The sequence below is a fragment of the Bradyrhizobium sp. SZCCHNRI1029 genome (assembly GCF_032487555.1).
In the GTDB taxonomy this organism is placed as follows: domain Bacteria; phylum Pseudomonadota; class Alphaproteobacteria; order Rhizobiales; family Xanthobacteraceae; genus Bradyrhizobium.
In genome coordinates, this window is sequence record NZ_JAUEUK010000016.1 from 1 (window position 1) to 12,609 (window position 12,609).

General features: G+C 65.1%; 12 protein-coding genes. 6 read left to right on the top strand and 6 right to left on the bottom strand.

Going from position 1 to position 12,609, the window contains the following annotated elements:
* Positions 1 to 90 precede the first annotated feature (90 nt).
* The 3 genes from QW861_RS31415 to QW861_RS31425 form a co-directional block, all read right to left on the bottom strand.
* Positions 91 to 1,002 carry an NAD(P)-dependent oxidoreductase gene (locus QW861_RS31415; RefSeq protein ID WP_315749149.1) on the bottom strand — a complete coding sequence of 304 codons (912 nt, stop codon included), beginning with the start codon at positions 1,000 to 1,002 and terminating at the stop codon, positions 91 to 93.
* Between the two features lie 218 nt (positions 1,003 to 1,220).
* Positions 1,221 to 2,471 (bottom strand): Zn-dependent hydrolase, encoded by a 1,251-nt coding sequence (locus tag QW861_RS31420; protein ID WP_315749150.1) that lies wholly within the window; start codon positions 2,469 to 2,471, stop codon positions 1,221 to 1,223.
* Entirely contained in the window at positions 2,468 to 3,430 is a 963-nt protein-coding gene (locus tag QW861_RS31425; RefSeq protein ID WP_315715785.1) for a LysR family transcriptional regulator, read from the bottom strand. The genes QW861_RS31420 and QW861_RS31425 overlap by 4 nt, the downstream gene beginning before the upstream one ends.
* A 113-nt stretch (positions 3,431 to 3,543) precedes the next feature.
* Here QW861_RS31425 and QW861_RS31430 point away from each other — a divergent pair, with 113 nt between their 5' ends.
* The 6 genes from QW861_RS31430 to QW861_RS31455 all read left to right on the top strand — a co-directional run bounded on the left by QW861_RS31430 (position 3,544) and on the right by QW861_RS31455 (position 9,134).
* Complete coding sequence (locus tag QW861_RS31430) at positions 3,544 to 4,362, top strand: putative hydro-lyase (RefSeq protein ID WP_315749151.1); 819 nt, start codon at positions 3,544 to 3,546, stop codon at positions 4,360 to 4,362.
* Between the two features lie 81 nt (positions 4,363 to 4,443).
* A complete protein-coding gene (locus tag QW861_RS31435; protein ID WP_315715787.1) occupies positions 4,444 to 5,688 on the top strand; it encodes an ABC transporter substrate-binding protein in 1,245 nt (414 codons plus the stop codon).
* Between the two features lie 147 nt (positions 5,689 to 5,835).
* Positions 5,836 to 6,714, top strand: a complete 879-nt coding sequence (locus QW861_RS31440) for a branched-chain amino acid ABC transporter permease (RefSeq protein ID WP_315715789.1) — start codon at positions 5,836 to 5,838, stop codon at positions 6,712 to 6,714.
* Positions 6,714 to 7,718, top strand: coding sequence for a branched-chain amino acid ABC transporter permease (locus tag QW861_RS31445; protein WP_315715790.1), 1,005 nt, complete (start codon positions 6,714 to 6,716; stop codon positions 7,716 to 7,718). The genes QW861_RS31440 and QW861_RS31445 overlap by 1 nt, the downstream gene beginning before the upstream one ends.
* A complete protein-coding gene (locus QW861_RS31450; protein WP_316193932.1) occupies positions 7,715 to 8,446 on the top strand; it encodes an ABC transporter ATP-binding protein in 732 nt (243 codons plus the stop codon). Before QW861_RS31445 ends, QW861_RS31450 begins: the two co-directional genes overlap by 4 nt.
* Positions 8,430 to 9,134, top strand: a complete 705-nt coding sequence (locus QW861_RS31455; protein ID WP_316164359.1) for an ABC transporter ATP-binding protein — start codon at positions 8,430 to 8,432, stop codon at positions 9,132 to 9,134. The genes QW861_RS31450 and QW861_RS31455 overlap by 17 nt, the downstream gene beginning before the upstream one ends.
* Positions 9,135 to 9,376: 242 nt before the next feature.
* Here the strand turns inward: QW861_RS31455 and QW861_RS31460 are convergent, their stop codons facing one another.
* The 3 genes from QW861_RS31460 to QW861_RS31470 form a co-directional block, all read right to left on the bottom strand.
* On the bottom strand, positions 9,377 to 10,279 hold the full coding sequence (locus QW861_RS31460; protein WP_316193933.1) for an ABC transporter permease: 903 nt from the start codon (positions 10,277 to 10,279) through the stop codon (positions 9,377 to 9,379).
* Position 10,280: 1 nt separating this feature from the next.
* Positions 10,281 to 11,216: an ABC transporter permease gene (locus QW861_RS31465; protein ID WP_316193934.1), complete on the bottom strand. Its 936-nt coding sequence runs from the start codon at positions 11,214 to 11,216 to the stop codon at positions 10,281 to 10,283.
* A gap of 90 nt (positions 11,217 to 11,306) precedes the next feature.
* Positions 11,307 to 12,596, bottom strand: coding sequence for a PotD/PotF family extracellular solute-binding protein (locus QW861_RS31470; protein WP_315714958.1), 1,290 nt, complete (start codon positions 12,594 to 12,596; stop codon positions 11,307 to 11,309).
* Positions 12,597 to 12,609: the final 13 nt, after the last annotated feature.

Below are 12,609 nucleotides of genomic sequence, written 5' to 3' on the forward strand. Positions count from 1 at the left end.
CGATTTTGAAGTGTCAACCATCTCCCCGAACACCCGTCAGCTATGTCCCCGGGCTGAACACTGCGCTCGCAATGACGGAGGAGAGAGCGTTTACTCTGTCGCCACCCGCCGGCAGTGCTCCCACGCGGCGTGGATCAGGTTTTCGCTCGCCTCCGGGGTGCGGAAGGCCGAGTGCGCGGACAGCGTCACGTTCGGGATCGTGGTCAGCACGTGACCGGCGGGCAGCGGCTCGGTGTTGAAGACGTCGAGGCCGGCGTGGCGGATGTGGCCGGAACGCAGGGCGTCGATCATCGCGGCCTCGTCGATGATGGCGGCGCGGGCGGTGTTCACGAAGATCACGCCCTTGCGCATCTGCGCGATGCGCTCGCGCGACAGGAAGCCGCGGGTCTCGTCGTTGAGCAGGAGGTGCAGCGAGACGACATGGCTCTGCTGCAGCAGCGTGTCGAGGTTGACGAAGTCGACGCCCGGATGGCTCTTCGGCGAGCGGTTCCAGGCGATCACCTTCATGCCGCTGCCCGACGCGATGCGCGCGACCTCGGCGGCGATGCCGCCGAAGCCGATCAGGCCGAGCGTCTTGCCGGTCAGCTGCATGCCGTCGTCGCGCAGCCAGTTGCCGGCGCGCATCTCGCGGTCCATCTGCGCGATGCCGCGCGCCGAGGCCCACATCAGCGCAATGGCGGCTTCGGCAACCGCCGTGTCGCCATAGCCCTTGATCAAATGCACGGTGATGCCGAGCTGGCTAAGCTCCTCGGGGTTCATGTAGCTGCGCGCGCCGGTGCCGAGAAAGACGACGTGCTTGAGGCCCTTGCACTGCTTCGCGACCTCGGTGGGCAGGGCGGTGTGATCGACCACGCCGATCTCGGCGCCGTCGAGGATCGCCGGCCAGTCCTCCGGCTTGATGTCGGGGTTGAGATGCACGCGCATCTCGGGATCGCCCGATTTGCGCTGCCGCTCGAAGATCTCGGCCAGCGAGTCGTTGGCGTCGATGAATACTCCGCGCACGGATACCTCCTAGTTGTCCTGCCTGGCTAGTGCGGCAACAGAGGCGAACTCCCTCCCCCCTTGTGGGGGAGGGTTGGGGAGGGGGTAGCCCCGGGCGACACCGCCGTTGTGGACCCCCACCCCCGACCCCTCCCCGCAAGGGGGAGGGGAGCCCAGCGTGCCCGCGCTATTCAGGCTTGTGATTGATCATTGATATTGGAGTAGATTGAAGCAGTAGATCACGACGCCACGCCCGCCAGCGACAGGACGGTGTGCAGCAGGACATTCGCGCCGGCGGCGCAGTCGGATTGCGTCGCGTCCTCGAGCTCGTTGTGGCTGATGCCGTCCTTGCAGGGCACGAACACCATGGCGGCCGGCATGATCGTGTTCAGATTGCAGGCGTCGTGGCCCGCTCCCGACGTGATGCGCCGGTGCGAATAGCCGAGCGTGCCGGCGGCGCGCTCGACGGCATCGACCAGCTTCGGATCGAAATGCGTCGGCGGCTTGCGCCAGACCTGGTCGATCGCGATCTCGACGCGGCGCTTCTTCGCAATTTCACCCGCGGCCGCGCGCAGGCTGGCATCGAGTGCGTCCAGCGTATCGGCATTGGCGCTGCGGCAATCGATGGTGAAGGCGATCTCGCCGGGGATCACGTTGCGCGAGGGATTGGCGATGACGGCCTCGCCGATGGTCGCGACCGCGTTCGGCCCGAGCTTGATCGCGATCTGCTCCAGGGTCAGCGCAAACTCCGACAGCGCCAGCAGCGCGTCGCGGCGCAGCGGCATCGGCGTCGAGCCGGCATGGCTCTCGAAGCCCGTGACCTTGCCGTCGTACCAGAACACGCCCTGGCCGTGGTCGACCACGCCGATGGTCTTGTTCTCGGCCTCCAGGATCGGACCCTGCTCGATGTGCAGCTCGACGAAACCGGAGAATTTCTGCGTGCCGACGGCCGTCGCGCCGCGATAGCCGATCTCGTCCAGCGCCGCGCCCACGGTCATGCCTGCGGCATCTGTCCGCGACAAAATGTCCTCGACCGTGAAGTCGCCGACATAGGCGGCCGAGGCCATCATGGCCGGCGCGAAGCGCGAGCCTTCCTCATTGGTCCAGTTGACGATGCACAGCGGCGCGTCGGTCTCGATGCCGGCGTCGTTGAGGGTGCGGATCACCTCCAGCGCGCCGAGCGTGCCCAGAATGCCGTCGAACTTGCCGCCCGTGGGCTGGGTGTCGAGATGCGAGCCGAGCCCGACCGGCGGCTTCGCCATGTCGCGCCCCTTGCGAAGTGCAAACATCGAGCCGAGCGTGTCGACGCGCACTTCGAGCCCGGCATCCTCGCAGGCTTTCCGGAACCAGTCGCGGACCTGCTTGTCCTCCTGGCTCAGGGTCAGCCGCCGCACGCCGCCCTTCGGCGTGGCGCCGAACCTGGCGGTCTCGTGGATGCTGTCCCAGAGGCGGGCGGAATCGATCTGCAGATTGGTGACGGCGCGGCTCATGCTTGAATTCCCTGTACTCCGGCATCCTGTCCATCGCGCGCCGCGACGAGCCCGTCAACCGATGCAGAGGGATGGCTGGCCGTCTGCGCCGTCCGGACTGCGAGCTCGGCGACGCGCTCGATCGCGATCATCTCGGGCGACGACAGCCAGCTCGCGGTGAAGGTCAGCGGTGGAATCCTCAGGTCCGTCTTCAACTCCTGCAGGCGGCCGCTCTCGATCTCGTTGGCGACGATCGCGGCCGGAATGACGGCGACGCCGAGCCCCTCGACCGCCATGTGGATCACGGTCGCCAGCGAGGCGCTGGCGTGCAGCCGCATCGGCGGCAGATGCGGGCGGTTGAACAGCGAACGCACATTGTCATAGGGCTGGGTGTTGCGCGGAAAGGTGATGATCGGAAACCGCGCCATCTGCTCGGCGGTGACCACGCCCGTGCCGAAGCCGAGGGCAGGGCTGGCGAGGAAGCTGATCGGATAGTCGCACAGCACGCGGCTGCGGATGCCGGACTCGGAGGGCGCGCCCAGCGCGAAGGCGAGCTCGATCTCCTGCGCCAGCAGGCGCGCGTGCAGATGGGGCGTGACGTCGACCTCGATCTCCAGCGACAGATTCGGATAGCTCTCGTTGACGCTCTTGATCAGCCGCGGCAGCCAGTCGTGCACGATGGTCTCGGCGACGCCGAGCCGGAGCACGCCGCGCATCGCCGAGCGGTCGCCGACCTCGGCCAGCATCTCCGCGCGCAGGCCGATCAGCTTCTCGGCATAGACCAGCATCTGCCGGCCGCTCGCGGTCGGGGACGCCACGCGATGATCGCGGTTGAGCAGCTTGACGCCGAGCTCGCGCTCGAGCTGGGCGATGCGCTGGGAGATGGCGGGCTGGGTCGTATTGAGGCGCTGCGCCGCGCCGCGGAAGCTGCCAAGCTTCACGACCCAGAGGAAGGTCTCGATGGAACGGAAATCCAGCATCGCGCCCCGCTCGGATCAATTCGTCTTATCGATCCTGATTAAAAACGAAGATTAGACTTTATAGCATGGCTGATGTTCAGTGAGTTTGTCGAGATATTAGGCAAGTGGCACAAATGACTGTTTCTGCGGCAGTGCAGCAATCAGCCGGCGAGACGGATCTTCTCCCGAGCCATCGGGCCCGCCTGGACTATCGCGCGGGCAGGGGCTGGAGCACGGCGGGCGTCGCCAACGGCTTCGTCCAGGGCAATCTGGCTGTTATCCCCGAGCAGTACGCCGGCGCCTTCCACCGCTTCTGCCAGCTCAACCCGAAGCCGTGCCCGATCATCGGCATGTCCGATCCGGGCAATCCTTTCATTCCGGCGCTCGGCGCCGATCTCGACATCCGCACCGACGTGCCGCGCTATCGCGTCTGGCGCGATGGCGAGATGGTCGAGGAGCCGACCGATCTCATGGCGCATTGGCGCGACGACCTCGTCGCCTTCGTGCTCGGCTGCTCGTTTTCCTTCGAGGAGGCGCTGATGGCCGACGGCCTGCCGATCCGCCACATCGAGCAGGGCTGCCGCGTGCCGATGTATCGCACCAACATCGCCTGCACGCCGTCGGGGCCGTTCGCGGGGCCGATGGTGGTGTCGATGCGTCCGTTCAAGCCGGCGCAGGCGATCCGCGCGGTGCAGATCACGACGCGCTTTCCCGCCGTGCACGGCGCGCCGGTGCATCTCGGCCATCCCGACCAGATCGGCATCGCCGACATCAGCAAGCCGGACTACGGTGACCCGGTGCCGGTTGGCGCCGACGAAATTCCTGTCTTCTGGGCCTGCGGGGTGACGCCGCAGGCGGTCATCGCTGCGGCCAGGCTGCCCTTCGCCATCACCCACGCACCGGGCCTGATGCTGATCACCGATCTCAGGAACAAGGATCTCGCCGTCCTCTAATCAGGCAGCCATGCTGCTCATTGAGCCTTTACCGTCGACCTCAACCGCTTCATCGATGCGCTTTCATCAGAGGATCTTGCCATGACCATCACGCGCCGAAACGTCCTGCTTGGAGCCACCGCCGCCGCTGCGCTCGGTCCGATCGCCGCCCGCGCCCAGACGTCGGAAGTGAAGATCGGCGTCATCTATCCGTTCTCCGGCGCCAGCGCCCAGATCGGCGTCGACGCGCAGCGGGCGTTCGAGACGGCGGCCGAGATCATCAACGGCAAGTTCGACTACGACCTGCCGCTGGCCCGTACCGAGGGTCTGCCGGGCCTCGGCGGCGCCAAGATCAAGCTGGTGTTTGCCGACCACCAGGCCGACCCGCAGAAGGGCCGCGCGGAGGCCGAGCGCCTGATCACCCAGGAGAAGGTCGCAGCCGTCATCGGCTCCTATCAGAGCGCCGTCGCGGTGACGGCGAGCCAGATCTGCGAGCGTTACCAGATTCCGTATCTGTCGGCCGACAATTCCTCGCCGAGCCTGCATCGCCGCGGCCTGAAGTATTATTTCCGCGCCGCCCCGCATGACGAGATGTTCTCGCAGGCGATGTTCGACTTCTTCGACGCGATGAAGAAGAAGGGCACCAAGATCGACACGCTGGCCCTGTTCCACGAGGACACCATCTTCGGCACCGATTCGAGCAATGCTCAGCTCAAGCTCGCCAACGAGCGCGGCTACAAGATCGTCGCCGACATCAAGTACCGCGCCAACTCGCCGTCGCTGTCGGCCGAGGTGCAGCAGCTCAAGGCCGCCAATGCCGACGTGCTGATGCCGTCGAGCTACACCACGGACGGCATCCTGCTGGTCAAGACCATGGCCGAGCTCGGCTACAAGCCGAATGCGATCGTGGCGCAGGACGCCGGCTTCTCCGAGAAGGCGCTGTATGACGCGGTCGGCGACAAGCTCGAAGGCGTGATCTCGCGCGGCTCGTTCTCGCTCGACCTCGCCGCCAAGCGGCCGATGGTCGGCAAGATCAACGACATGTTCAAGGCCAAGTCGGGCAAGGACTTCAACGACTACTCGTCGCGCCAGTTCATGGGCCTGATCGTGATGGCCGACGCCATCAACCGCGCCAAGTCCACCGACGGCGAGAAGATCCGCGACGCGCTGGCCGCGACCGACATGCCGGGCGAGCAGACCATCATGCCGTGGAAGCGGGTGAAGTTCGACGAGAACGGCCAGAACAACGACGCCGATCCGGTGCTGCTGCAATATGTCGGCGGCAAGTTCGTCACCATCTTCCCGACCCAGGCCGCGGTGGCCCAAGCCACCTGGCCGATGAAGTAAGCGTCTTCGGCCCGAGGGGCGGGGAGACCATGGCGGAGCATCTGTCGTGCTCCGTCATTGCGGGGAGCGCAGCGACGAAGCAATCCAGGGGCCGCAAAGAAGGTCTGGATTGCTTCGCTTCGCTCGCAATGACGGGGAGCAAGTGAAGTGACAGCAGAAACAATCATCCAAAGTCTCGCCAGCGGCCTCTTGATGGGCCTGCTCTACGGGCTGATCGCCGTCGGCCTGGCGCTCATCTTCGGCCTGATGGACGTCGTGAACTTCGCCCACGGCGAGTTCCTGATGATCGCGATGTACGCGACCTTCTTCCTGTTCGCCTATTTCGCGCTCGATCCGCTGCTGTCGGCGCCGATCGTCGCCGCTGCTCTCTTCGTGTTCGGCGCGGTGGTCTATCTTCTGATTGTCAGATTTGCGGTCAGGGCGAAGGCCAATACCGGCATGGTGCAGATCTTCTCCACCTTCGGTCTCGCCGTGCTGATGCGCGGTGTCGCGCAGTACTTCTTCACCCCTGACTATCGCAGCATTCCGCACTCCTGGCTGGGCGGCAAGACGATCTCGATCGCCGGCATCTATCTGCCGCAGCCGCAGCTGGTCGGTGCCCTCATTGCGATCGCCGCCTTCGCCGGCCTGTACTTCTTCATCCACCGCACCGATTTCGGCCGCGCGCTGGAGGCGACGCGTGAGGATGCCGGCGCGGTGGCGCTGGTCGGCATCGACAAGAACAAGGTGTTCGCACTCGGCTGGGGCCTTGGTGCGGCGCTGGTCGGCCTTGCCGGTGCGGTCATGGCGATCTTCTTCTATGTCTTTCCCGACGTCGGCGCGTCGTTCGCGACCATCGCCTATGTGACGGTGGCGCTCGGCGGCTTCGGCAGCGTATTCGGCGCCTTTGCCGGCGGCATCGTGGTGGGCCTCGTCGAGGCCATCACCACGCTGATCCTGCCGCCGTCGCTGAAGACTGTCGGAATCTACGGGGTCTATCTCCTCGTCGTCTTCATCCGCCCGCGCGGCCTGTTCGGATCGATCTGATGGACAAGGCATTCATCCAACGCCGTCGGCGCGACCTCGTCCTCGCCGCCTTCCTTGCGGCCATCGCCGCCGTCGTGCCGTTCTTCGTCAAGGACGTCTACGTCCAGAACATCATGGTGCTCACCCTGATGTACGCGGCGCTGTCGCAGAGCTGGAACATCCTGTCCGGCTATTGCGGCCAGATCTCGCTCGGGCACGCGCTGTATTTCGGGCTCGGGGCCTACACCACCGCAATTCTGTTCACCAAGTTCGGCGTGCTGCCGTGGTTCGGCATGCTCGCCGGCGGTCTGATCTCGGCGCTGATCGCCATGGCGCTCGGCTATCCCTGCTTCCGGCTCGGCGGCCATTACTTCGTCATCGCGACCATCGTCATCGCCGAGATCACGCTGCTCTTGTTCCAGAACTGGGATTGGGCGGGGGCGGCACTCGGCATCGACATTCCGGTGCGGCGTGACTCGTGGCTGACCTTCCAGTTCACCCGCTCCAAGCTGCCGTACTTCTACTTTGCACTCGTGCTCGCCTGCGTCGCCTGGTTCGTGACCTGGTGGCTGGAGGATTCGAAGTGGGGCTATTGGTGGCGCGCGGTGAAGGACAACCCGGTCGCCGCCGAGAGCCTCGGCGTCGACGTGTTCAACTCCAAGATGGGCGCGGCGGCCGTCTCGGCCTTCCTGGTCGCGATCGGCGGCAGCTTCTATGCGCAGTTCGTGTCCTACATCGATCCTGAAAGCGTGATGGGATTCCAGTTCTCGCTCTTGATGGCGCTCCCGGCCGTGCTCGGCGGCATCGGCACGCTGTGGGGACCGATGCTGGGCGCGGTCATCCTGATCCCGCTGACCGAGTTGACCCGCTCCTTCATCGGCGGCTCCGGCCGCGGCGTCGACCTGATCGTGTATGGCGGCCTGATCGTTGCGATCTCGCTGGCGCGGCCGCAAGGTCTGGTCAGCCTGTTCTCCCGCAAGCCGAAGCCGGCCGTTCAGCCCGCGAGAGAGGCGGTGGCGTCATGACCGCGCTGCTGGAAACCCGTAAAATCACCCAGCGCTTCTCGGGCCTGACCGCCAACTCCGACGTCTCCATCAAGGTGGGGCATGGCGAGATCGTTGGCCTGATCGGTCCGAACGGCGCCGGCAAGTCGACCTTGTTCAACCTGATCGCCGGTGCGTTCAAGCCGACCGAAGGCGCCATCATCTTCAACGGCGAGGACGTCACCGCGCTGCCAGCCGCCGAGCGCTGCCAGCGCGGCATCGGCCGCACCTTCCAGGTGGTGAAAAGCTTCGAAAGCATGACGGTGATCGAGAACGTCATCGTCGGCGCGCTCGTCCGCACCACCAACATGCGCGAGGCGCGGCGGAAGGCGCATGAGGTCTTGGAGTTCTGTGGCCTCGGCGCCCGCGCCGATGTGCTCGCCAGCGATCTCGTGCCTTCGGAAAAGCGGCGCCTGGAAGTGGCGCGTGCGCTCGCCACTGAGCCGAAGCTGCTGCTGCTCGACGAGGTCCTGACCGGCCTGACGCCGGTCGAATCACAAAAGGGCGTCGAGCTCGTGCGCCGCGTGCGCGACACCGGCATCACGGTGCTGATGGTCGAGCATGTCATGGAGATCGTGATGCCGCTGGTCGATCGCGCCATCGTGCTCGATCTCGGCAAGGTGCTGATCGAAGGCAAGCCCACGGACGTCGTCCGCGATCCCAAAGTCATTTCCGCCTATCTCGGAGACCGCCATGCTGTCGGTGCGTGACATCACCACCGCCTATCAGGGCCTGGTTGCGATCTCGAATATCTCGATCGATGTCGAGAAGGGCGAGATCGTCTGCGTCGCCGGCGCCAATGGCGCGGGCAAGTCGACCTTGTTGAAGTCGATCGCCGGGGCCGAGCGGCCGCGTGCCGGCAGCATCACCTTCGACGGCAGCCGCATCGACGGCATGGCGCAGCACCTGATCACGGCCAGGGGCATCGCCTATGTGCCGGAGAACCGCCGGCTGTTCCCGCGGCTCTCGGTGCGCGACAATCTGCGGCTCGGCAGCTATCTCTATCGCGGCGAGGCCAACCGCGAGGAGCCGCTCGACTTCGTATTCACACTGTTTCCGCGGCTGTCCGAGCGGCTCGAGCAGCGCGCCGAGACCTTGTCCGGCGGCGAGCAGCAGATGCTGGCGATCGGCCGCGCTCTGATGACCCGGCCGCGGCTTCTGATGCTCGACGAGCCGTCGCAGGGCATCATGCCGAAGCTGGTCGACGAGATCTTCCAGGCCGTCAAGCGCATCCGCGACGCCGGCATGACCGTGCTGATCGTCGAGCAACGCATGGCCGAATGCCTGGAGATCGCCGACCGCGCCTACATCCTCCAGACCGGCCGCGTGCTGATGCAGGGCACGGCAGCGGAGATCAGCGGCAACAAGGATGTGCGGAAGGCGTATTTGGGGCTGTGAGGCGATATGTTCAATTGCCTGCTCTGCGTCGTTGTGTTCGCGGCGCGTAGCGAAGCCATCTAGAGTCCCGTCCGAGGCCCCTGGATCGCGTCGCTGCGCTCGCGATGACAGCGTTCGTGGAAGGCGCGGTGTCCGCCACAACCGTCATTGCGAGCGCAGCGAAGCAATCCAGGGGCCAAGGCAAAGGTCTCTTTGGCTAGGATGTCGAGCAACAGCGGCGACTTTTCGGTCAGCCGCCGCGGCTACACCATCCCCTTGCCGGCATCCGAGCCTTGCCGTCGCTGCCGCGCCTGCAGCACCAGGATCACCGACAGCGCGGCGAAGATCACGACGAAGGACACCGCCGATGTCAGCGTGCCCAGCGCGTAGATGTCGGGCTTGGTGACGGTCGTCGTCAGGCCCTGCAATTCCAGCGGAAGCGTATTCACCGAGCCGATCGCCTGGCTGGAGCGGGCGAGTTCGTCCCAGGACAGGGTGAAGCCGAACAGGCCGATGCCGACCACGGATGGCAGGATGATCGGCAGCACGACGTGGCGGAAGGTCTGCCAGGGCGTCGCGCCGAGGTCGCGTGCGGCTTCCTCCAGCCGGCCGTCGAAGCGGTTGAAGATCGCGAACATGATCAGGAGTCCGAACGGCAAGGTCCAGGTCAGATGCGCGCCGAGGCCCGAGGTGAACAGGCCCATCGCGGTGGTGTAGCCGTCTGCGAGCCAGCCGAGCCCGACATCGGCGCCGTGCTTGTTGACGAAGTCGTCGATCAGCCGGAACTCCAGCGCGATGCCGAGCGAGGTGATGATCGAGGGCATGATCAGGCTGGCGATCGCGGTGTAGAACAGGATCGAGGCGCCACGGAACGGCTTGCGGAACGCCATGCCGGCGGCGACCGAGAGCACCACCGTGATCACCATCACCACCAGGCCGAGCGCCAGCGAGCGCTTGAAGGCGGCGCCGATGTCGACGATGCCGCCACCGGAGAACACCTTGCCGAACCAGGTCAGCGACACCCCGTTCATCGGAAACGTCAGGCCGCCATCCGGTCCTTGGAACGACAGGATGTAGATCGCGATCATCGGCCCGTACAGGAACAGCACATAGACTGCGAAGAAGGCCGCAAGGATGTAGAAGGAGCGGGGGCGCTTGTCTCCCATCTCAGAGCTCCTTGCGCACGTCGACGATCCGCGTCAGCGCGGAGATGATGATGATGGTGATGCCGAGCAGGATCACGGCATTGGCCGCGGCGGCCGGGAATTGCAGTGCCGACAGCCGGGACTCGATGATCTTGCCGGCGGAGGCGATCTGCTGGCCGCCCATCACGCCGATGGTGACGAAGTCGCCCATCACGATGGTGATGACGAAGATCGAGCCGATCACGATGCCGGGCTTCGACAGCGGAATGACGATGTTGACCAGTGTCTGCCAGCCCGATGCGCCGGCGTCATAGGCGGCCTCGATCAGGCGCTTGTCGATGCGGATCATCGAATTGAAGATCGGCACCACCATGAAGAACGTGAACAGGTGCACCAGCGCCAGCACCACCGAAAATTCGGAGAACAGCAGCCATTCGATCGGTTTGTTGACGATGCCCACACCTTGCAGGCCCTGATTGACGAGGCCGTTGCGTCCCAGCAGCGGGATCCAGGCGATCATCCGGATCACGTTGGAGGTCCAGAACGGGATCGTGCACAACAGCGACAGCACGATCTGCCAGGTCTTGCTGCGAACGTGGAAGGCGAGGAAATAGGCGACCCAGAAGCCGATCATCAGCGTCAGGCCCCAGGTCAGCAGGCACAGCTTCAGCGTCTTCAGATAGGTCTTCAGGATCGTGCACAGCTCGGGCAGGTTCGCGACGCAGCCTTCGAAGGTGTCGGTATAGCCGCGGAAGCTGAACGCCGGGATCATCTCATATTCGTTGTAGTCCCAGGCGCTGACGACGACGACGAGCACCAGCGGCAGGAGGAAGAACAGCGCGAATACCAGCATCATCGGGCCGGCCTGCAGCCAGGCGATCGAGCGCTGGGTCAGCTTGCGGAAGGTGCTCTCCGCGGGCGCGATGGTGTCGGGCGAACTGTCGATCGTCACGGCCACGGAGATACCTGTCGTCAAGTCGCGGATGAACGGCTGAGAGGGTCTGCCGCGCCCACGAATGTCGCGGGCGCGGCAGCAATGGCGATCCCATCAGGCGGCGATGAACTCGTTCCACTTGCGGACCATGTAATCGTTCTCGTCCATGACGGCGTTCCAGCAGACGACGTTGCCCATGCGGTCCTCGTAGGAGCCGCCGTCGCGCACGGCGCCGGCCTTTTCCATCAGGGTGCCGTCGGGGGCCTTGATGTCGTTCTTCGCCGGCTTGCCTTCCATCCAGTAGCCCCACTCGTCCTCGGTCATGTTGGCCTTGGCGGTGGAGAGCACGGCCGAGTAGTAGCCCTGGCGGTTGAGATAGGCGCCGGCCCAGCCGGACAGGTACCAGTTGACGAACTCATAGGCCCAGTCGAGCTTCGGGCTGCCGCCCACCGCCTTGGAGACGCAGAAGCCCGAGGCCCAGGAGCGATAGCCTTCCTTGAGCGGCTGGAACACGCAGGGGATGCCCATCGAGCGCACCTTGGTGACGGCCGGCGACCACATCGACTGGATCACGGTCTCACCCGAGGCCATCAGGTTGACGGACTCGTTGAAGTCCTTCCAGAACGCGCGGAACTGGCCGGCCTTCTTGGCCTCGGTCAGCACCTTCATCGTCAGGTCGATCTCGGCCTTGGTCATGTTGCCCTTGTCGGCATATTTGTATTGGCCGGTCGCCTCGACGACGAGGGCGGCATCCATGATGCCAATCGAGGGAATGTTGAGGATCGAGGCCTTGCCCTTGAATTCGGGGTTCAGCAGCTCGGCCCAGGAGTTGATCGGGCGCTTGATCAGGTCGGGGCGGATGCCGAGCGTGTCGGCGTTGTAGACGGTCGGGATCAGCGTGACCCATTCGGTCGGGGTCGCCGAGAAGGTCTTGGAGTTGGCGCCGTCGAGATAGAGCACCTTCCACGGCGCGGTGCCCTGGCCGCCGATCTTCTTGCCATTTGGCAGCTCGCCCTTGGTGAAGACGGGCGTGATGTTGTCGAATTCCTTGATCTTGCGCGCGTCGAGCGGGAAGATGTTGCCCGACGGCACCAGCTTCTTGAGCGAGAAATATTCGGTGTCGAGCACGTCGAAGGAGTTCGGCTGGGTGATGACGCGCTTGGTGACGTCGTCGGTCGTCGCGGTGATGTATTCGATCTTGATGCCGGTGTCGGCGAGGCACTTCTTGGAGATCTCGTCGCCCTCGTTCACCGCGGTGCCGAGATAGCGCAGCACCTTGGCATCGGCGGCGTGGACGTAGGGCGCGCTGAGCAGCGTGCCGGAGCCGGCGAGACCGGCAACGCCCGCCGCGCCCTTGAGCAGCGAGCGGCGGCTGATGGATGTCGTCTTCGATCGATCAGTCATGATCATCTCCTTG

Coding starts and splice junctions, on each gene's coding strand:
- QW861_RS31420 (WP_315749150.1), bottom strand. CDS start 2,471: ATGAGCCGCGCCGTCACCAATCTGCAGATCGATTCCGCCCGCCTCTGG.
- QW861_RS31425 (WP_315715785.1), bottom strand. CDS start 3,430: ATGCTGGATTTCCGTTCCATCGAGACCTTCCTCTGGGTCGTGAAGCTT.
- QW861_RS31430 (WP_315749151.1), top strand. CDS start 3,544: ATGACTGTTTCTGCGGCAGTGCAGCAATCAGCCGGCGAGACGGATCTT.
- QW861_RS31435 (WP_315715787.1), top strand. CDS start 4,444: ATGACCATCACGCGCCGAAACGTCCTGCTTGGAGCCACCGCCGCCGCT.
- QW861_RS31445 (WP_315715790.1), top strand. CDS start 6,714: ATGGACAAGGCATTCATCCAACGCCGTCGGCGCGACCTCGTCCTCGCC.
- QW861_RS31450 (WP_316193932.1), top strand. CDS start 7,715: ATGACCGCGCTGCTGGAAACCCGTAAAATCACCCAGCGCTTCTCGGGC.
- QW861_RS31455 (WP_316164359.1), top strand. CDS start 8,430: ATGCTGTCGGTGCGTGACATCACCACCGCCTATCAGGGCCTGGTTGCG.
- QW861_RS31460 (WP_316193933.1), bottom strand. CDS start 10,279: ATGGGAGACAAGCGCCCCCGCTCCTTCTACATCCTTGCGGCCTTCTTC.
- QW861_RS31470 (WP_315714958.1), bottom strand. CDS start 12,596: ATGACTGATCGATCGAAGACGACATCCATCAGCCGCCGCTCGCTGCTC.